The organism is Methanococcoides sp. NM1 (assembly GCF_900774285.1).
Taxonomy (GTDB): Archaea; Halobacteriota; Methanosarcinia; order Methanosarcinales; family Methanosarcinaceae; genus Methanococcoides; species Methanococcoides vulcani.
The window spans coordinates 79298-97847 of record NZ_CAAGTW010000002.1 but is presented as its reverse complement, the minus strand read 5'-3'; the positions used below and the strand labels follow the sequence as shown (position 1 = coordinate 97847).

Below are 18550 nucleotides of genomic sequence, written 5' to 3'. Positions count from 1 at the left end.
TATCATCACCTGGTAGTTAATTTCTTAGCCTCTCTGGATGTCTCCATAAGCATGAACACATCGCCGATCCTTACCGGACCTACACAGTTCCTTGTAATGATCCTGCCCTTGTCACGACCCTCAAGAACCCTGCACTGTATCTGGCTTGCTTCACCATGCATACCGGTGTTTCCGATCACATCGATAACCTCGGCTGCAAAGCCTGTATCATCATCTGCCATTTGAGATGCCTCCGGTTATCGTTTATTTGAGTGCACTGATTTTCTGTGCAACGTCTTCTACAAGTTCGCCGCCCTTTCCTGCATCAGTGATCACAACAGCTGCACAGCCGACACCTATGCCACAGGCTGCACCAAGTTCTTTCTGCTGTTTTACAAAAATGTATGGTGTGTTCTTTTCCTCGCAAAGAGCTGGAATATGAGCAACAACTTCTGCTGGCTCAATGTCATCTGCAATGACAGCAAGCTTTGTAATGCCTCTCTCGATAGCCTTTGTTGCTTCGTTTGTACCTTTCTTGATCTTTCCGGTGTCTCTTGCGAGTTCGATTGCTTCAAGTGCTTTATCTGCTAATTCATCAGGAACGTCAAATTTTGCCATATTAAATTCTCCTTCGAAACCGCTTCTTATGCTGCGGCTTGTCATTATTCATTGTAATTCACTTAAACGCAACAAGTTATTTTCCCGAATGGAACAATACTTACATACGCCGAAGTATTTGATATGAATCGCCACAGTCACATATATAGCTTGCGCCAAAATGCAGCGCATATTGCAGAAAAGATATCAATAAAGAAAAAAAGGTGAGAAAGGATCTCACCATGCAGGCTCCATAGCCAGAGAATAGAAGTTCGAAACATTGGAACTTACAGTAACTTTCAGGATGTCATCCTCTGAATATATATCATAGAAGAGAGCACGTTCTGAACTATTAGCTGCAAGAGAGGTCACGTTGTTAATAGTACCCTCTGTTGGGTTCAGGTAGACCGTGGTCCTTGAGTATGACATATCGTCCTCAAGTTTCATCTCAAGGTAATATTGGTCCGCAAAGCCATCCTCTATAACAAGCAGGCGCTGCATTTCAGCTCCAGGTTCCACGAATTCAAGTATCCGGTCAAACTCGGCATTTGGTGCAGATTCACCTTCAATTGCATCCAGAGCAGACTCCAGTTGAACTTTCTCACCGAATAACATTGGTTCACCGACCACATTATACACATTGTTACCACGGGATAGAAGCTGGTATCCATTGTATAGATCCGGTGACAGATAATACTGGAAAGCAACGACCTGCGGGGAGATCTCATGCATATTGAACCAAGTATCATCAATGTATTGTGCAGTGTACATCTTATTGACCTGTGAGCCATATAGGCCATCAAGTTGTGATGTATTTCCTATTATCAACTCAAGAGGAGTGCCTCTGATAGCCATTATATCAAAATACTGTACAACAACAGCATTTTCAGCTGTCGCTGCAAGCCCATCATTAATAGAGTTCAATTCGTAATCTACGTGTTTGCCAGGTATGGAATCAAAGCTGGCCGCTTCCATAGATGAACTGTCCCCATTTGCCTGATTCGAATTTCCAGTGAAAAAGAAAGGCAGTATGGACATTACCATAATGACCGCTAAAAAGATCGCTATATATTTCTGATTCATTTATATACTCCGGGATAAACATTAGAAGCGCTTTAATAAAAGCACTTTTTAAAAGTTGGAACATCCTATCTACATAATCCTATATAAAGACCGTTTGTTTTGTTCCGGCACACACAACAAAAGATCAATTTGGAGGAAACTCAATCAAGAAAACGTGATGTCGATATCACACAGGACCGATCGGACCATTCGCCACACATAAGCCTTGTCTCAACCTTATGCAAAAGACCTTCGGCACCCAGCATAGATGTCTCGAACACGATCGTTTTGCCTACCTTTACTTTCGACAGAACAGAATCTACCTGATCCCATTCGGAATCGGGGTGCAGTTCAAGATAATGCATGTCAGAAACATCCTGTTCCAAAAATCCCAGATAGTCTGCTACTGCCTTGTTGGCATAAAGGACATAACCCTCCATATCCATCACCACCACCAACTCGTCCATCATATCAACAAGGGATCGAAGATCTTTATATTTCTGAGCAATACCGGATTCAGAGCGTATTTTGGAAATGGCAATGCCGATCTGGTTGGCTATCGTTTCAAGAGAGCTGCGCGAGCTATCAGGGATCTCATATTCACTGTGTGATGAAAGACAAAGCGCTGCTATGACCTTCCCTTCATGTTTCACAGGAATGATAGCAGCCCCATGAAGTCCCTCATACTGGAGTTTCTCCCGGGTTCCAATAGCATTAAGCTCGGAATGATGCTTGTAGACCGGCTGCCCGGTCATGACCAGACGGTTCTGCACAGAGTTCCTTGCAAAAACGGAAGTATCTTTCACAAACCGCTCCGACAGGCCTTCGTGTGCAACAAGCTTCAGGTCACCTGTTACCTCGTCCAAAAGATAGAATCTGCCGGAATCCACCGGATCGATCTTCAGGCTGAAATTCAGCATCTGATCAAAGGTTTCCTCAATTGTGTTTGCAGAGCTAAGGACCGTATCAAGGTCAAGCTGTACATGCATGAAGTCATCGGAATGTTTCCGGTCCGTAACATCCACGATAATACCCTGCAAGTACCTTACATTTCCCGCCTCATCGTGTTTTATGAACGTCCTTTCATCAACCCAGCGTACATCCCCGAACTTAGTAAATATACGATACTCCTGATTAAAGTCCATGAAGCCTGCATCCACCCTCTTGGCAAGCTCTTTTTGCACACGCTCCAGATCATATGGATGGACTATGTCACCATATACAAGCTTACCCGAGATAAAATCATCAACAGAATAACCAAACTGGGCAACATTCTCGGACACGAACTCAACAGGCCAGTTCTCCTCGGCACGCCATAAGAATACAACAGCAGGACTGCTTTTTATCACATCACCCAGGATCTTCTGAATATCAAGGGAGCGGCGAAGTTCCGCATCCGCCTTTTTGTGTAATAGGATATTCCACATCCCATTCATCAGAAGTGTTACCTGCCTCACATCCGACAGGTCATAATCCTCACCTTTATTACCCAGACCAACAAGGGCAACAACACGATCCCTTTCAAATATTGGAATACTCAGGAATCTTGTAATACCCATATGCCCTTCAGGATAGCCTTTTTTCGAAGGGTTCTCTGCAGAATAATCATTGATAATAATAGGCAGTTTCTGCTTTAGAGATTCATTCCAGAGACCAGCATGATCAAAATGGAATCCTGGATTCTTATCTTTGAGTGAGCATTTCTTCATCACTTCTCCGGACCAGGAGTCTATCGTAACTGTAGCTTCATCCACATCTACAAAAGCAAGATATCCAACCTGGCTCCCGGTCAGCTTTACTGCTTCTTCCAGCGAAAAATCCATGATCTCCTGAACGGATGAATCTGTCATCTGATAAAGATTCAACACCGCCTCGATACGCATCTCCTCGGTGTGCAGCACATTTTCGATCTTCTTACGGCCGGTGATGTCAACGATAATACCCTGGAGATATGTGACCTCGCCCTTTGAATTGTGATGAAGATGTGTCCTCTCGTCCACCCAACGAACTTCGCCCGACCTTGTCAATATCCTGTATTCCTGGAAGAAATCAGAGTAACCGCCTTCAGTCGATTTAGAAACACCTGCACGTACCCGATCGATGTCGTCCGGGTGTACAATATCACCATAAACAAGTTCTCCCGAGGTGAAATCTTCCACCGAATAACCGAACATATCAATGTTCTTCGAAACGAACTCAACAGGCCAGTCTTCTTCAGCACGCCATAAGAACACAACAACAGGACTGGAATTTATGACCGATTCCAGTGTGTTCTTCATCTCCAGTGCACCATCCAGCAGCGCAATATCATCCATCCTCTGTTCAGTTATATCAACAACTATCCCGTGATAGAACTTGAGCTTACCAGAATCGTCATAATGGACAGATGTCCTTTCATCCACCCACCTGACATCCCCTGATCTGGTGAGAATACGATACCTTAGATCAAAGCTTGTATCTTCCTTGCTAACATGCCGGGATGCTTCGGACATGACCATATCCGCATCATCAGGATGTAAAATATCAACATATCGGAGTTTACCGGAAGTAAATTCCTCCGGATCGTAACCGAACTGAGAAATGTTCTCTGAAACAAAATCCACAGGCCAGCCTTCATCTTCCCTCCAGACAAAGACAACTGCAGGACTTGAGTTGACCACGGATGAAAAGACCTCTTCCATAGATTCTGCATCAAGAAAAGGCATTTTTGCCTTATTTACATTCGTTTTTCCGGCAGTAATGTGATCGACCCCAAAGGTTTGTAAATATCAATTAGAGATTGAACCTATTTATACATTAATACAAAGAAAATACAAAAATTCATTCTGTTCTTTATACGTATGTTATATTTTAGAAAGTAATTTGCCTTAACCGGTCAAAAATCAATAATTGATACGATTAACACGAATAATTCGATGACCACGTTTAACAAAACATAAAACTGCCACCCTTCTGCAAAAACTATATCAACAGCCTTATTCTAATTCAACATATGGGCATTTTCAAGGATATCGTTAGTCAAACATCTTACAGGCGAAAGCTAAAGCAGATGGAGAAATCAGCAGAGAGCACATTTGGAAAAGGCTACGTTCTTTTTGAAATGAGCCGCTATGAAGAAGCACTGGAAAAATATGATGAAGCTGCAGCTATGTTGGAAGAGACACAGCAAATGATGCTTGAAAGTGATATGGAAGAAGAAGCAAAGAAAATCGAGAAAAAAGCAAGAGATGCCCGGTTCAACAAATGTTTTGTTCTTTTCAAACTTCAACGATATGAAGATGCACTTGAGATCATCGATGAGGCACTGAGTAAAAGTCCCGAAGACCCAAGGATCATATTCAGCCGAGGCTTTGTTCTGTTCAGCATAAGTCGATATGAAGAAGCACTTAAGGTACTTGATAAGGCCATTGAGATGCAACCGGAATTACCTGATGCATGGTACTGCAAGGCGAATGCCCTCTATCAAATAGAACGTTTTGAAGATGCACTTGAAGCATATGAAAAGGCTATCGAATATGCAGGCATAATGAATTTCGAGTTCCCACGCTATTCCCTCCTGAACATAGATCCCGACCCCACATTAAAGACAAATGCTGCCGGAGTATGGTACGCTAAAGCAAATACCCTCGATAAGCTGGGAAGGCAGGAAGAAGCTATTGAAGCATACAGGAGTGCCCTTGAAATAAAAAAAGCATTCCCGGATGCATGGTATTGCCTGGGCAACTGTCTGGCAGAGGTCGGCAGGGATGAGGATGCATTAACGGCTTTCACTAATGCCCTTCACATTGAACCGGATTTCAACGCTGCACGTGAGAACAAAGCGGAAATACTGTTAAAACTTGGAAGGCAGGAAGAAGCAAAGGAAACGCTTGAATATGAACCGAAACCCGGGAAGTGATCAATACATCATCTTATCCGGTTTTTTCTCCCATTCATCCAGCAATTTGCGGCAGCTTTCACATTCGACATTGGTTTTTTCCAATACGGATGGTGAAGCACCTTTTCTCAGAATATCATAGATCATGCCATCATCAAAGCCTATGGAAGCAACTTCATCGGTACTGGTCCCATAATATACATTCCTGATGCGCGCCCAGCATATGGCTGAAAGGCACATGGGACAGGGCATGGTAGTAGCATATAGCTCACAGCCGGAAAGGTCAAAGTTCTCAAGAATTGAAGAAGCTTCGCGTATCGCAACTATTTCAGCGTGTGCAGAGGGGTCGTTGGTGCCAAGCACTTTGTTGTGTGCCTTTGATATGATCTTTCCGTTCTTTACAATAACAGCTCCGAAAGGACCACCTTCATTATTTTGCATGCCTTTGCGTGCTTCCTCCACAGCGACTTCCATGAAGTTATCAGACATACGTTACTTTTTCTCCCCAAGGTAGTTCAGAAGAAACTTCATTGCATCCTTTTCAGCTTTACCGCCACATTTGTTCACAGTGCAGGAATAAGCCTTGATGAGCCTCATGTATTTTTCATCATTTGTCAGCTCATAGCGTGTCGCATGCACACAAGATTCGATAACGAGATTGAATCCGCGGTTTACCGATCTAAAAACATGTTTGTTCATCCGTGCATGGAGGGGCTTTAATTTTGCCACCAGTGCTTCAGATGTTTCCTTCATGTCAACACACTCAAAAACAGCCCATGCTACTGCTTCCTTAAGCACTGCAAAACTGCGTTCATCGTGAGTGAAAACATCGAATTCGGAACTATCGACATTACCAAAAGTGGTACGCACAAAAAGGAGGGGGTCATAGACAAGGTTTGCCACAAGCCTATGCTCTGCCAGAACATTGTTATATGTAGTAGAGCCTTTAAAAAGTCGCACAAGTAACTCATTGTCTTTACGAATGATACCCATTGGAGCAGCATTTGGAGACCAGCCCTGATAGGTGGTCACTATCATTTCACTAATGCCTTCATTTATACCAAATGTATCAAGATCAATTTTTGCCATTAGAATCTCAAACCCCCAAGCAACGTTATGAAAATACCTGCGATGATCATATCTGCTGTAGATCCCGGATTTATTTTTCGATCAAGTAGTTCCGTATCGAAACTCTCGATGTCATTCCAGAATAGAGACATTTTGTAATCGTTATTCTCTATTTTTGAAATAATATACTTTGCTTGCATAGAAACATTTTCCGCTGTTTCTATATTAGTCTTTGTCCGGATGAACGTGTCCGGATTTTCCGAGAGCAACTTCAAAAATGTATAAACGATAACCTGATTTATGTCAGGAATAGAATCTTCACCATTATGAGCGGTCATTAAGCGAGTGATCGTATATGCACAATCTGCACATGTTTTGAATCCATTGACCCACTCATTGGCGATCTGATCATAACCCTGTGAAATCACCATCAGGTCGTATAATGTAACCCCTTTGTCCTTCAATGAGCCCAGCGACCCTTCATCCTGAAGATCGAACTCATCCACATCATTAACGCGCACGCCCGCTGAACTGAAACATTTGTAGAAATCCAGGGCATCGTCTGTATCCGTTGACCTGACGATTTTCTGGGCGCGACTGATAAGCTGATCCACATCGAAAGTTCCATCCTTTTCAAGAAGTTCCCCTGCGGCCATAGAAAGCGGGATAAGGAGAAGAAATGCACCGAAATGTGTGTTACCGCCAGCCTGCCAGGAATTGCTCTGGCAAACAGCATTCTTTAAGCTCTCACCAATGCCTGTGCATCCTCTGGCTGCATCTTCAATTACAGGATAAATGCTTACAGCAGATGCAAGGAAGTGCTCGTACCTGGTGTCATCGTAATCATGGTGACGGTCTATGTTTCCCGGTTTGGGAGAAGCTGAGACCTCCAGGATCATTGCAAGCTGGGCACAACGCGCAATATATGATGCTGCAGACTGCCCGCTGCAGCTCAGTCCATTGGATGTTGTCCCGTGATAATTAAAATCCATTCACAGGTTTTTTAGCATTATCTAATATATAAGTTGCAAGGTCTTTCTTCAATTTCATGTAATCTGCTGCAGAAAGATCAAGCAGATCAAGAACTCCGTCCCTTAAATAACAGGGTTTTGAGATCTTACAGCACCAAACAAGGCTGCCAAAACAGGTACTATCCCCGAATTCAAGAGGGGTGCCTTTTGCAAACTCCATCTTGATGTTGGCAAATTCCTTAGGACTGTATCCAAGCTGTCCTGCCTTGTTGTGCACAGCACATGGTTTAACGGGCAGACAACAGAATGCAAGTCCCCTTAGATCCCCTTCACCACGGCAGACATGCTTGGGTGAATTATACCAGCCGATCTGCTCCTGAAGCAGAGATACTTCCTCAACAAGATGATCAATAAGATGCGGGTCCTGAAGCACGCCTCTTGAAACGGAGACCATATCAGCACCTTTTGAGAACATCTCTTTAGCATCGTAGAAATCAAGAATGGAATTGTTGCCTATGAGGAATAACCTTGTAGAGTCACGGATACGCAGTATCGCACTAAGGTCAGCACCTGCGCCTTCCTTCATAGCATCCAGATGCAATATATCGGCACCAGCCTTTTCAATGGCCCTTGCAAGAGCTATATCATCGACCACATTTGCCCTGACCTTCACAGAAAGGACAACACCGGTCTCCTTGATCTTAGAGATCCAGTCTGCAAGTCTGGGCATGTCCTTCATCAGTGATTCACCGACACCGATAGAGATCATTTCATCCTGTCTGCAATGAGCATCCAGCTCAAGGATCCCACCGGCATTTTTTATGATTTCAGCAGCTTTGAGCAACGGCTCAAGGGTCGTACTTCTGACATTAAAAGCCACAGCACCATCAATATTGATCTCGTTAGCTTCATTTTTCAAAAATTCCAGCGGAGTATCGGTTATGAACTCATCCCGACCCTTCCCAACAAGCGCCTTAGCCGCTATATTCGTATTATCATCCAGATTATAGCCGCCGATCACAGCAAGACCGGCATTCTTTGCATAATTGTTTGCAAATTCACTGTTAGTAACACCCGCCATTGGCGCAAGGGCTATGGGGTTGTTGAATTTGACATAACCAATTTGCAGATCAAAAAGTTCATCGCTCACAATAATAGCCTCATAAAGGTTCATTTAGCTTAATTTGGGCTGTAAAAGAAAGTAGTTCCATATTAATGTAACGTTACAGAACAAATTGATATATATAGAAACAAGAGAATAAATCTAAAAGGAAGAGAGGATATCAAGTGAAACCCATAAAGGCCGCAGCCATCCAGATGGACATTTCCCATTGCAAAAAACAGGACAACATCAAAAAAGCACTCAGGCTGTCTGAAAATGCAGTTTCACAGGGTGCAGACCTCATAGTGCTCCCTGAAGTGTTCTCTACCGGATTCTGCTATGAAGACCTGGACAACGCAGGAGAATCAGAACCCTGCCCTACGATCGAACAGCTAAGCGATTTCTCTGAACAGAATTCCTGCGTTATGATCGGTTCCATAATACAGAAACACGACAAAGAAGAAGAAAAAGAAGAAGAGGAAAAAAATCACTTTACGAATATGGGCTTCTGTATCGAGAACGGCGATCTTGCAGGAACATACACTAAAACGCATCCATTCGGAAGGGAAAAAGGCTATTTCACACCCGGCGATCAGATCGAACCGATCCGCCTTAAAAGCTATGATCTTACCATCGGACTGGAGATTTGCTATGAGATGCGTTTTCCGGAAATTGCAAGAAAGCTGGCGATCGCCGGTTCTGATATCCTTGTAACCATTGCAGAGTTCCCAAACCCAAGGGAATACCAGTGGAGATCACTTGCAACAGCGCGTTCTATTGAGAACCAGACATACCATATTGCCTGCAATAGAACTGGCACAGATCCCAGCTCCACATTCTTTGGAGCCACTATGATCCTTGATCCCCTTGGAAACGTTCTGGCAGATGCAAAAGATAAAGAGTGCTTCATCATTCACGAAATTGATCCTGAAATGATAGAAGATACGAGAAAAGCAATTCCGGTCTTTGGTGACCGGAGACCTGAACTTTACGGATCTCTTCAACATCGTGTGGGTAACTAAATTTATTTACATCTACCTTTCAAGCGTCATGGAATTCAAAGAACTAATGCAAATCGCAATCGAATGAGCAAAAATACCACATCACAATTAAAGGATTGTACAGGGAGATGATCTATAATTGCGAATATTTGCTTGCAGGACGTTAAAATTACCCACTCGATGTTAATGAGAACCAACTTTACTAAAGAGTGGAATTAGAAACTAAAATGGACATCAAGTCCAAGTATACGATCTGCTCCACCAGCGATGTCACGAGCGATCTCTGCACAGCCAATGGAAGCACTCCATTTACCAAGTACATCAGGTTTAACACCCAGATGCCTTCCGATCCGGTCTACGGCATAATCCTCTTCACCCATTGAACCAGCAAGGAAAACCTTGCCTCTTGCCCCATGGTCCTCCATCAGTACCTGCATTGCAGCGATCTCCATGGCTGCGAAAAGTGAAATACGGTCCATTGCAAGTACAGCCTCATCCTCTTTGTTCTTCAGGGCTCCGAGAAGCTCTTCAACACTTGAATAAGGGCTACGGCTCAATACACCGGCATTCATGAAAGCATCATTTGCACTGCATTTGCCTGCATCGACATCCCTGATAGCTTCAAGATCAAGAGGACCATGCTGGGTTCCCGGAGCAAAAATGCAGGCATCAATCGCACCTACAAGCTCCCCTCCACAGACACCTATAGTCACAGTATTGGAGCTGATATCGGAAACCACAAAGTCATCCACGCCTGTACAGTAAGCGTTGTATGCGATCCCGATCTTTTCCGGGCTCGTTGAATGTGAAAAAACGTTCATACGGGAGTCAGTGTTGCTTTTCGAATGGATCCCGGGAATCAATACCGCAGGTATAACGGATTCTTTGATCGCATCAAAAACACGTGTACCTGCGCCGGTTTTTTTGCCGACACCCTCGATACTTATAACTCCACGGGATGATACCCTCTTAAGGTCTTCAATGGCAACTATGCCATCGCCCATAGAATAGGTAACAGCAGCAAGTTCAATATCCGAAATACCGACCTCCAGATTGGAAGTTACAGATTCAAGGATCTCCGGTCCGGACATGTGTGCCACTTCTGAACGCGGTAGTTCGAAAGTTTTTATATATTCTTTACCGATCCCGGCAAAACGCATTGCATTGGTACCGTGATCAATCCCGATGAACATAACTAACACCTTGAAATATTAGACATCAAAAAGCATGGCGTTAAGCTCTTCCATCACACGCTCACCTTCATCGCGAGTAGCAACGGTCGTAACGATCCTTATTTCCTGTGAAGAAGTGCCGTGGGACAAAAGCATGCGCAAATTGCCCCTTTCATCAGGACGCAGGACCTTTGCAGTAAGATTCCCGCCAGGAGAGCTCTTTCCTTTGACGGTTATAACGGATGGAATGATGCTCTTTACCTCTTCGTGCTGGCTTATGATACCGAGGATCTTTTTCCCCTGACGTTCACCTATAACGGTTGAGTGAGCACCATGAAGTTTCCCTTTTAACAATGCTTCCCAATTTTTAATCGAATTATCTTCCATGCACGAAATTTGAAAAGCTGATATAAAAACATTACTGACATATATAAGTCAAAAAGAAAGAGATGGAAAAAGAAAGTAAATTAAAGTGAAAAAGGAAAAAGGGATGTGCACCGATCGGTGCTTCTATCCACTTAAATGTCATGCACGTCGCTCATATCGAGCAGACGGATGTTTGCGCCATCAAGAGCCGTGACAGCACCCCTTATATCATTTACGCGCACGATAAGGAATGCTTTCTCGGTCTTTGTGACAAAGGCATAAGCATAATCGATGTTGATGTCTTTTTCACTGAGAACATCTGCGATCATGGCAAGCTGGCCGGGTACATCCTCCATCTCCACACCAAGAACATTTGTCTCGGATACAGTAAATCCTGCATCATGGAGCACTTTATGAGCTGAATCGGGATGATCTACAACCATCCTGATTATACCGAAGTCTCCGGCTTCGGCAATAGTAAAAGCGCGAATGTTAATGCCGGATTCCTTAAACTTCTCAGCAATGTTTGCAAGCCTTCCCGGCTTGTTCTCTGCAAATAATGAGATCTGTTTGATCATTTTCTCTTCCATGAGATCAACCCCTTAAGTTCTATTAGAATGATGGCTTCTAAAGTATTATATCTTTCTGTTATCGATAACTTTCTTTGCCTTACCCATTGAACGTGGCAATGACCCATGCTCAACAAGCTCCACCTTGACAGCAATGTTCAGTACGCTCTTAAGAGCTGCACCCACCTTCTTCTCAAGGTCCATGATGTCAGTGACCTTATCGCTGAAAGCAGCGTCAGTCATTTCGATCTGAACTTTCATAATATCCAGTTCATTGATCCTGTCAACGATGATCATGAAGTGCTCGCCTACCTCAGGAATATCCATCAGAACGGATTCTACCTGTCCCGGGAAGACATTGATGCCACGAACGATAAGCATGTCATCAGCACGACCCAGTACACGCATGATACGTGGGTGTGTACGACCACATTCACATTCATCCCAGTTCAGCACAGTTATGTCACCTATCCTGTACCTGATAAGCGGCAATGCTTCCTTCACAAGTGTTGTGATCACAAGCTCACCACGTTCACCATTTGCTACAGGTTCACCAGTATCAGGGTTAATGACCTCTACAAGGAACTGGTCTGCCCATATATGGATACCATTCTGAGACTGACATTCAGTGAAGAGAGGACCACTAAGTTCGGATGTTCCGAATATATCATAGGCCTTGATGCCTGTGGAATCCTCGATCCTCTTACGCATCTCCTCTGACCAGGGCTCGGCACCCAGTACACCCACGCGAAGCTTTGTATCATCCTGGAAGCTGATACCAGCATCCCTTGCAGCTTCGATCATGAACAAAAGATATGAAGGAGTGCATGCAATGACAGTGGACCCAAGATCCTGCATAAGTTCGATCTGCCTTTCGGTATTTCCGGAGCTGGCAGGAAGAACAGTACATCCGGCTTCCTCTGCACCATAGTGCATACCAAGACCACCTGTGAAAAGACCATATCCATAACCTATCTGCATGACATCGTCCCTTCCTACACCAATAGAGGTCAATGCACGTGCAAGGGAAGTTGACCATGCCCTAATGTCATTATCGGTGTAACCGACCACGGTAGGCTTACCGGTGGTCCCTGATGAAACGTGGAAGCGTACAAGCTTGTTGTTCGGAACACAGAACATACCTGTCGGATAAGTGTCCCTCAGGTCTTTCTTGAATGTGAATGGTAGCTTTGTAACATCATCCAGTGTTTGTATGTCCTCAGGTTTTACACCTGCATCATCGAATCTCTTTTTGTAAAAAGGAGAATGCTCATAAACATATTTCACGAGCTGGCATAATTTCTGCTCCTGTACTTTTTTTAACTCATCAACAGGCATTCTCTCGATCTGTGGATTCCAGTATTCTATCATATTATCACGCTATTGTTGATTAATATTGATGAGGGTTTGTCATAACCACTTATAAGCTCAACGGGTTTTTCTTGTCCTTCAAAATTTCTCTTACCGACTCGACGCATTCAAAAAGAACAGTGTCCATATCGGCAACGACATCGATGCCTGCTGCACCGGCATGCCCTCCACCGGTACCTTCATAGTGACCGCTGATCTCTTCCATGATCTTACCAAGATTTACTCCTGCATTTACAGCATCACGTTTTGCACGACCACTCACCCTTATGCTATCACCGCGGGCAGTGCCAACAAAAGCAACATCTCCGCCAATATTGATCAGCATGGAGGATGCAGAGCCGCCAAAGGAACTTACATTGGATGTTACCACAAGCCAGTCACTAATACGCTCGATACTTGCACGTGAAGCGGACTTGAGCATTGCGATCCTCATTGAGACATCCTGGGGAGTTGAAGCCATCAGGTCAAGCACTTCCGCATACTCCACACCGCTTGACTCGATGATCTTACCAAACGTCTTGAAGGTCTTGCTTGTAGCATGCTTGAAATGACCTGTATCCGTAACAATTCCTGCCATCAATCCCAATGCCAGTCGGTGCATGATGGGAGCACCCATGCAATTGAGTACATCGTAAACGATCTCCGCCACAGATGTAGCATTGCGGTGAAGATAAAAAGCAGCATTTTCCGTAAGTGCAGTAGTTGCATGATGATCTATCACGCAATAATTAGAAAGCTCGATGTCATTAAGCTGTGCGCTGGTAGATGTATCTACTACCACTACCAGATCATAATCTTCTGGATTTGGACTTTCTACTACATCGATCTCCAGCTTATCAACAAGAAGGGATGCAACCCTGTTACAACCATCAACCAGACCTACGGCCCCCCCTATTGCTTCAGAGAGTGCAAATGCACTACTTATAGCATCAGGATCGGCATTACGATGGCATAGATATAAGATGTTGTGATAATCCAGAAGTCGATTGAAAAAGCCAACTTCATCAACCTGCATTTCTACCTCTCATCTTTCTCACAGAACACAGTCTGGAAAAGATAATCGGCGGGTTTACAAGGATTATTGTCCCTGTGTACCCATTGCCTGCTGAAGTTGTTCCTGGAGCTGGGTAAAACGCTTTGAGATGCGCTCTTCCTGACGGGATAGTGACTGAAGCCTCAATGAAAGTGTATCAAGTCTCTCTTTGAGCTTTGTTACGGTCTCTTCCTTGGTGGACTGGATCTGAAGATCTCCTACAGCCCTGTAAACAACAGCATCATCTGAAAGTTTCCCAAGCTCTTCAAGCGCCATTTCAGACTCTTTCTGCATGGATGCCATCTGGTTCTTCTGCATTGCAAGAGACTGCGCCTGCTGCTGAACCTGCTGCAATTGTGCAAGCTGGTTCTGTACTTGTGGGGGTATTTCTGAACTCATTTTGGTTTCACCTGACCAGTCAATAAACCTGAAATGATTTTAATGTTTCTATCACGAATAAGGTAAAACAGAAGCCGGGGTATCTCATACACCTTTGCAGGCACCCTTGCCGACCACACATACACCATGTGCCACCTGCACAAGACGGAGCCATGTATTCAATGTGGAACGCATGGAAATTATATCATCAGCACTTACGCGCATCACGAGAGAAGAATTCCTGACCTCTACATCGACAGAAGCCCTATCAGTTACAGTAGTCTCCAGTTCAGGCAGGATAGACCTGTAGACAGCTGCTGCATCATCCAACACCATAACTGATTCAGAAAATAGCTTCAATCAGCTGCCTCCGAAACCCTGTAGCTTTTTACATTGAGTCTGAAAAGTAACTTGCCGGAATACAGGAACTCCATCCGGTCATCTTCTACCCGAATACATTTGGCCATTCCATCGCATTCGTCCTGAGGAATGCCAAAGTAAAGTGACAACATATTTCCAAGTTCACCATTACCCATTAGAAAAGGTTCCATGGATTTGAGATTGGAAAATTTGTAGCCATCGGGATAGAACATGCTCAAACGAATGGATAAAAGCTCTGCCCCCTCTTCATCGTAGAACATGAGGCTTCCAGGACTTCCATGATAATCACCAACCACTACTACATGAGTATCGTCGGAATAGGACATAACGTCAGCAAGACCCATTTTACCCCGGGTCAGATACTCACAATTAAAAAAAGATGCCAAATACTTGCACAAAGTGCGAGTATTGACAGAAGGTTTGCGAGAAGAAGTTATTAACATGACTTCTTACTCGGCTTTTACTGTTTTGATCGATGCCTGCGACCTTTCCTTTACAAGTATCCGGTGTCCACAATAAGGACAGCGGATACCGGTATATTGATAGTCGATCTCGACCGGGCGCTTGCATCGAGTACACTTGTAGTCCATATGATTACTCAACCTGTTCAGTGGCTTTCTTAACAGACCTCATTACAGTACTACCTACTGTAGTAGTTGGAAGGTATGTGCCACCTGCAAAGGTATATCCACACTTTTTACATTTCCAGATGCCGGTCCCAACTCTCTTTACAGTCAGGCGTGCACAGTTTGCACACTTGTGTGGCATGTGCATCTTTTCTTCAAGATCCGCAACCAACTTACGGTCCCTTCTTCCATAGCGTGTGCCGAACCTTCCTGCAGACCGGGACACACGTCCTTTCTTTGAGTATTTTTTTGCCATTATAATCGTCTCCTTGATATGGATTCCTTAATAATCGAGCTTATAATGATCGGATATAATCGTCATGAACTGCTACGATGAGCATCGATCAAACTCATATGTTAAGGAGGTACTCCTCCCTTATCTTAGCGCCTATTTCACATGATTTTTCAACAGCTTTCAGGAACTTTTCCTCTGAAAGCAAACCTGCGCCGCTCTTCTGCATGGCACAGATCGAACCATCCTGATTGGAAACGATAGTGACCTTTGTATCACAGATCGACTCCTCGTTGTTGCTTGCATCAATGAAATACTCACCTCCAACGTTAACAAAGGTAAGTGATACAGGCATCTCACGAATAGGCATCTTTGTATCTTCTCCACGGCCTTCGCGTTCTGCCGGGATGGTTGCTGTCATGAGAGCTGCAATTGCACCAAGTGATGCTGCATCCAGCAGGTTTCCGCTGTCGTTCAAGACATGGACGTCTAAAAAGACCATCCAGACCTCTTCTCCTTCCGTAATACACAACTTGTTTAAATCAATTGCGCCTGATTCACGGATACCACGGTCTACCACGCGTGCCATTTCGATAGCTTTCGGTCTTGGAGGACCTGCCTCGAAGTCTGGTGAAGCGATCGGGTTCAATTCCATGCTGGTGATTATAACACCCTTATCAGCAGAATCCGGGAAAGGTGTACCGACCTGAAGCTTTACACCTACAATAACCTGGGTATCGCCGTAACAGACCTTTGCAGAGCCTTCTGCTTTGTCTATAACATTGGTCTCAAGTTTGATATCACGCATCTCATCGAATGCACGACCGTCCTCACGCTGACCCTTGAGAGCCAGATTGAATATGAAATCTTTTTTAAGTCTTGATACAGCTTCATTGCTCATATTTCTCACCCTCTTCCTCAGTGGACTCCTCGCCCTCTGGCTCTGAAGCGATGTCTTCTTCATTTACTTCTGCTGCTGCTTCCTCGCATTCTCCCTCGTTCACTTCAAATTCAGTGACGTCTTCTTCGAACATGGCTTCAGCTTCTTCGACCTCAACATCTTCAGGATCTTCGGTTTCTGCAGCTTCAAGGTCTTCACTTTCTTCCACAGCATCCTCTTCTTCAGCTGCTTCAGAAACTTCTTCTTCCTCGGACATGAGCTCAGCCTGAAGCTCAGCATCTTCAAGGATCTCTTCCTCTTCAGCAGTGCCGAACCTTTCCAGAAGAGCGGCTTTCTGTATTGCAAATATCTGCTCACAGCCTTCCCTGACCATCTCGATACCCTTGCTGATCTCCTCAGCGGTCAGATTTCCATCCATCTGTAAAAGAGTTATGTCACCATCTTCGGTCATTGCAATAGGCAGATCAGCGTCACCATAGTTGTCCTCAGGTTTGTTAAGGTCAAGCACAAGCTGACCGTCCACCTTACCGACAGCACAGGCAGCCACCAGTCCCTTCATAGGGATACCGGCATCCACTAATGCAAGTGTTGCAGCATTGATAGCAGCTGTCCTTGTTCCTGCATCAGCCTGAAGGACCTCTGCGAACACATCGATAACAGCAGATGGGTAAAACTGCTTCATAACAACAGGTTCGAATGCTTCTCCACTTACTTTGGATATCTCAGTGCTTCTCCTGCTTGGACCAGGACGTATGCGGTCCTCAACGGAGAATGCTGCCATATTGTACCTGTATCTTACAAGCGCTTCACCAGGGCGCTGAAGCCTGCGTGGGTGAAGTTCCCTTGGACCATAAACTGCAGCAAGAACCTTGTTATTACCCCATTCAAGATAACATGAACCATCTGCCCTTGTGAGTACGCCCATCTCAACGGTCATAGGGCGGATCTCATCGACACGCCGACCGTCAAGGCGCATCCCGTTTTCATCAAAAAATTTTTCCGGTTTATCACTCATATTCAATCTCCAATTTCATCTCTTTTCTCCCATAGTTCAGCAGGTCTTGTTCATGCCTCATCCACTTCATCATCAAGGAGGGCATCGACCTTACGACAGGTTTCTTCGGTAACGTTGTCTTCTTTTGCGGGCAGAGTTGACCTTTCTTCCTCTATCAGCTCATCCGCATCCGACTCCGCAACCTCTTCCGGCTCATTCCTCAGGAACCTGCCTACTTTATCCGTTAAACCGGATATATGAGATTCACGTTCGATCATTTCAATAGCAGCTGCCAGATGATCCATATCATCTGATTTTCCGTTGATCCAGATACGGCCGTTCTTTCCTACGAACACATCACAATTCGACTCTTTCTTAAGGATCGAGACCATGGAACCACTATGACCGATCACACGAGGGACCTTTGCAGGTACGACATCGATGATACGACCTTTTGTCAACACTCTTGAACCCGGCTCACGCATGGTAAGTTCCACTTTCATGGACTTGCTGACATCCTTTATACGAACAATTACGCAATCCCCAATACTCATACATTTCCTCATTTCTGAGGAGTCAACGCGCTTTGGATATTCGGAAACATGAAGCAATCCGTCATAAGGAGAACCAGTTTCCATTATCCAATTCGAAGGGGTTACATCAATTACAGTACCGATTATGAAATCCTTGCGTGAAGGATAATACTTTCCTGAAAAAGGTACAACTGAAACTTTGTTCTTGACGTTTGCAATTCCATAGAGCAAGGAATAGACCTTGCCGTCCTTTACATATGTTCCCGCTCCGGCCATTTTCTCCTTATCAGAAAGGAGTTGTCCGGGGATTACGATTTTCCGATCCATGAATTAGCCT

Annotated in this window: 23 protein-coding genes; 2 read left to right on the top strand and 21 right to left on the bottom strand. The window is 44.5% G+C overall.

All coding sequences use genetic code 11. The features are described 5' to 3' along the window. Positions 1 to 5: 5 nt before the first annotated feature. From E7X56_RS02430 to E7X56_RS02415, 4 genes are all read right to left on the bottom strand, one after another. Complete coding sequence (locus tag E7X56_RS02430; RefSeq protein ID WP_048205001.1) at positions 6 to 221, bottom strand: 30S ribosomal protein S28e; 216 nt, start codon at positions 219 to 221, stop codon at positions 6 to 8. Positions 222 to 243: 22 nt separating this feature from the next. After that, the gene (gene rpl7ae / locus E7X56_RS02425; protein WP_048194001.1) at positions 244 to 597 is read right to left on the bottom strand and encodes a 50S ribosomal protein L7Ae; all 354 of its coding nucleotides are present in this window, start codon (positions 595 to 597) and stop codon (positions 244 to 246) included. Positions 598 to 813: 216 nt separating this feature from the next. Beyond that, complete coding sequence (locus tag E7X56_RS02420) at positions 814 to 1659, bottom strand: hypothetical protein (protein ID WP_135604522.1); 846 nt, start codon at positions 1657 to 1659, stop codon at positions 814 to 816. A 140-nt stretch (positions 1660 to 1799) separates the two neighbouring features. Continuing rightward, positions 1800 to 4343: a PAS domain-containing protein gene (locus E7X56_RS02415; RefSeq protein WP_135604520.1), complete on the bottom strand. Its 2544-nt coding sequence runs from the start codon at positions 4341 to 4343 to the stop codon at positions 1800 to 1802. Positions 4344 to 4630: 287 nt separating this feature from the next. On the opposite strand from E7X56_RS02415, the gene E7X56_RS02410 reads away from it, so the two are divergent. Continuing rightward, on the top strand, positions 4631 to 5536 hold the full coding sequence (locus E7X56_RS02410) for a tetratricopeptide repeat protein (protein WP_135604518.1): 906 nt from the start codon (positions 4631 to 4633) through the stop codon (positions 5534 to 5536). Here E7X56_RS02410 and E7X56_RS02405 read toward each other — a convergent pair whose 3' ends face one another. Genes E7X56_RS02405 through E7X56_RS02390 form a run of 4 tightly spaced genes read right to left on the bottom strand, consistent with a single transcriptional unit; the run spans position 5537 to position 8704 of the window. After that, the gene (locus E7X56_RS02405) at positions 5537 to 6004 is read right to left on the bottom strand and encodes a nucleoside deaminase (RefSeq protein WP_135604516.1); all 468 of its coding nucleotides are present in this window, start codon (positions 6002 to 6004) and stop codon (positions 5537 to 5539) included. It abuts the gene before it with no gap. 3 nt (positions 6005 to 6007) lie between these two features. After that, a complete protein-coding gene (locus E7X56_RS02400; RefSeq protein WP_135604514.1) occupies positions 6008 to 6604 on the bottom strand; it encodes a DUF447 domain-containing protein in 597 nt (198 codons plus the stop codon). Then, complete coding sequence (locus E7X56_RS02395; RefSeq protein ID WP_135604512.1) at positions 6604 to 7575, bottom strand: triphosphoribosyl-dephospho-CoA synthase; 972 nt, start codon at positions 7573 to 7575, stop codon at positions 6604 to 6606. The genes E7X56_RS02400 and E7X56_RS02395 overlap by 1 nt, the downstream gene beginning before the upstream one ends. Next, positions 7565 to 8704: a methanogenesis marker 9 domain-containing protein gene (locus E7X56_RS02390; protein ID WP_135604882.1), complete on the bottom strand. Its 1140-nt coding sequence runs from the start codon at positions 8702 to 8704 to the stop codon at positions 7565 to 7567. Before E7X56_RS02390 ends, E7X56_RS02395 begins: the two co-directional genes overlap by 11 nt. 137 nt (positions 8705 to 8841) lie before the next feature. On the opposite strand from E7X56_RS02390, the gene E7X56_RS02385 reads away from it, so the two are divergent. Beyond that, a complete protein-coding gene (locus tag E7X56_RS02385) occupies positions 8842 to 9678 on the top strand; it encodes a carbon-nitrogen family hydrolase (RefSeq protein WP_371413337.1) in 837 nt (278 codons plus the stop codon). Between the two features lie 194 nt (positions 9679 to 9872). On the opposite strand, the gene E7X56_RS02380 is transcribed toward E7X56_RS02385, so the two are convergent. The 13 genes from E7X56_RS02380 to rrp4 form a co-directional block, all read right to left on the bottom strand. Further along, positions 9873 to 10850 (bottom strand): methanogenesis marker 12 protein, encoded by a 978-nt coding sequence (locus E7X56_RS02380; RefSeq protein ID WP_135604510.1) that lies wholly within the window; start codon positions 10848 to 10850, stop codon positions 9873 to 9875. A gap of 18 nt (positions 10851 to 10868) precedes the next feature. Continuing rightward, complete coding sequence (locus tag E7X56_RS02375) at positions 10869 to 11216, bottom strand: DUF2103 domain-containing protein (protein WP_210409230.1); 348 nt, start codon at positions 11214 to 11216, stop codon at positions 10869 to 10871. Positions 11217 to 11347: 131 nt separating this feature from the next. Beyond that, positions 11348 to 11785, bottom strand: a complete 438-nt coding sequence (locus E7X56_RS02370) for an ACT domain-containing protein (RefSeq protein ID WP_135604506.1) — start codon at positions 11783 to 11785, stop codon at positions 11348 to 11350. Positions 11786 to 11830: 45 nt separating this feature from the next. After that, positions 11831 to 13135 (bottom strand): phenylacetate--CoA ligase family protein, encoded by a 1305-nt coding sequence (locus tag E7X56_RS02365; RefSeq protein WP_135604503.1) that lies wholly within the window; start codon positions 13133 to 13135, stop codon positions 11831 to 11833. A gap of 49 nt (positions 13136 to 13184) precedes the next feature. Beyond that, positions 13185 to 14150 carry a bifunctional oligoribonuclease/PAP phosphatase NrnA gene (locus E7X56_RS02360; RefSeq protein ID WP_135604501.1) on the bottom strand — a complete coding sequence of 322 codons (966 nt, stop codon included), beginning with the start codon at positions 14148 to 14150 and terminating at the stop codon, positions 13185 to 13187. Positions 14151 to 14213: 63 nt separating this feature from the next. Then, positions 14214 to 14567, bottom strand: coding sequence for a prefoldin subunit beta (locus E7X56_RS02355; RefSeq protein WP_135604497.1), 354 nt, complete (start codon positions 14565 to 14567; stop codon positions 14214 to 14216). Positions 14568 to 14651: 84 nt separating this feature from the next. Next, positions 14652 to 14906: a KEOPS complex subunit Pcc1 gene (locus tag E7X56_RS02350; RefSeq protein WP_135604495.1), complete on the bottom strand. Its 255-nt coding sequence runs from the start codon at positions 14904 to 14906 to the stop codon at positions 14652 to 14654. After that, positions 14903 to 15370, bottom strand: coding sequence for an rRNA maturation protein (locus E7X56_RS02345; RefSeq protein WP_135604493.1), 468 nt, complete (start codon positions 15368 to 15370; stop codon positions 14903 to 14905). The genes E7X56_RS02350 and E7X56_RS02345 overlap by 4 nt, the downstream gene beginning before the upstream one ends. Positions 15371 to 15376: 6 nt before the next feature. Continuing rightward, positions 15377 to 15517, bottom strand: coding sequence for a DNA-directed RNA polymerase subunit P (locus E7X56_RS02340; protein WP_091690053.1), 141 nt, complete (start codon positions 15515 to 15517; stop codon positions 15377 to 15379). Between the two features lie 4 nt (positions 15518 to 15521). Beyond that, entirely contained in the window at positions 15522 to 15809 is a 288-nt protein-coding gene (locus tag E7X56_RS02335; protein WP_135604491.1) for a 50S ribosomal protein L37ae, read from the bottom strand. Positions 15810 to 15903: 94 nt separating this feature from the next. After that, positions 15904 to 16695, bottom strand: coding sequence for an exosome complex protein Rrp42 (gene rrp42, locus E7X56_RS02330; RefSeq protein WP_135604490.1), 792 nt, complete (start codon positions 16693 to 16695; stop codon positions 15904 to 15906). After that, a complete protein-coding gene (gene rrp41 / locus E7X56_RS02325) occupies positions 16676 to 17701 on the bottom strand; it encodes an exosome complex exonuclease Rrp41 (RefSeq protein WP_135604488.1) in 1026 nt (341 codons plus the stop codon). Before rrp41 ends, rrp42 begins: the two co-directional genes overlap by 20 nt. A gap of 50 nt (positions 17702 to 17751) precedes the next feature. Continuing rightward, positions 17752 to 18540, bottom strand: a complete 789-nt coding sequence (gene rrp4 / locus E7X56_RS02320) for an exosome complex RNA-binding protein Rrp4 (protein ID WP_135604486.1) — start codon at positions 18538 to 18540, stop codon at positions 17752 to 17754. Positions 18541 to 18550 lie beyond the last annotated feature (10 nt).

Coding starts and splice junctions, on each gene's coding strand:
- E7X56_RS02340 (WP_091690053.1), bottom strand. CDS start 15,517: ATGGACTACAAGTGTACTCGATGCAAGCGCCCGGTCGAGATCGACTAT.
- E7X56_RS02430 (WP_048205001.1), bottom strand. CDS start 221: ATGGCAGATGATGATACAGGCTTTGCAGCCGAGGTTATCGATGTGATC.
- rrp41 (WP_135604488.1), bottom strand. CDS start 17,701: ATGAGTGATAAACCGGAAAAATTTTTTGATGAAAACGGGATGCGCCTT.
- E7X56_RS02380 (WP_135604510.1), bottom strand. CDS start 10,850: ATGTTCATCGGGATTGATCACGGTACCAATGCAATGCGTTTTGCCGGG.
- E7X56_RS02345 (WP_135604493.1), bottom strand. CDS start 15,370: ATGTTAATAACTTCTTCTCGCAAACCTTCTGTCAATACTCGCACTTTG.
- E7X56_RS02360 (WP_135604501.1), bottom strand. CDS start 14,150: ATGCAGGTTGATGAAGTTGGCTTTTTCAATCGACTTCTGGATTATCAC.
- E7X56_RS02395 (WP_135604512.1), bottom strand. CDS start 7,575: ATGGATTTTAATTATCACGGGACAACATCCAATGGACTGAGCTGCAGC.
- E7X56_RS02370 (WP_135604506.1), bottom strand. CDS start 11,785: ATGGAAGAGAAAATGATCAAACAGATCTCATTATTTGCAGAGAACAAG.
- E7X56_RS02355 (WP_135604497.1), bottom strand. CDS start 14,567: ATGAGTTCAGAAATACCCCCACAAGTACAGAACCAGCTTGCACAATTG.
- E7X56_RS02365 (WP_135604503.1), bottom strand. CDS start 13,135: ATGATAGAATACTGGAATCCACAGATCGAGAGAATGCCTGTTGATGAG.
- E7X56_RS02410 (WP_135604518.1), top strand. CDS start 4,631: ATGGGCATTTTCAAGGATATCGTTAGTCAAACATCTTACAGGCGAAAG.
- rpl7ae (WP_048194001.1), bottom strand. CDS start 597: ATGGCAAAATTTGACGTTCCTGATGAATTAGCAGATAAAGCACTTGAA.
- E7X56_RS02420 (WP_135604522.1), bottom strand. CDS start 1,659: ATGAATCAGAAATATATAGCGATCTTTTTAGCGGTCATTATGGTAATG.
- rrp4 (WP_135604486.1), bottom strand. CDS start 18,540: ATGGATCGGAAAATCGTAATCCCCGGACAACTCCTTTCTGATAAGGAG.
- E7X56_RS02415 (WP_135604520.1), bottom strand. CDS start 4,343: ATGCCTTTTCTTGATGCAGAATCTATGGAAGAGGTCTTTTCATCCGTG.
- E7X56_RS02405 (WP_135604516.1), bottom strand. CDS start 6,004: ATGTCTGATAACTTCATGGAAGTCGCTGTGGAGGAAGCACGCAAAGGC.
- E7X56_RS02400 (WP_135604514.1), bottom strand. CDS start 6,604: ATGGCAAAAATTGATCTTGATACATTTGGTATAAATGAAGGCATTAGT.
- E7X56_RS02375 (WP_210409230.1), bottom strand. CDS start 11,216: ATGGAAGATAATTCGATTAAAAATTGGGAAGCATTGTTAAAAGGGAAA.
- E7X56_RS02335 (WP_135604491.1), bottom strand. CDS start 15,809: ATGGCAAAAAAATACTCAAAGAAAGGACGTGTGTCCCGGTCTGCAGGA.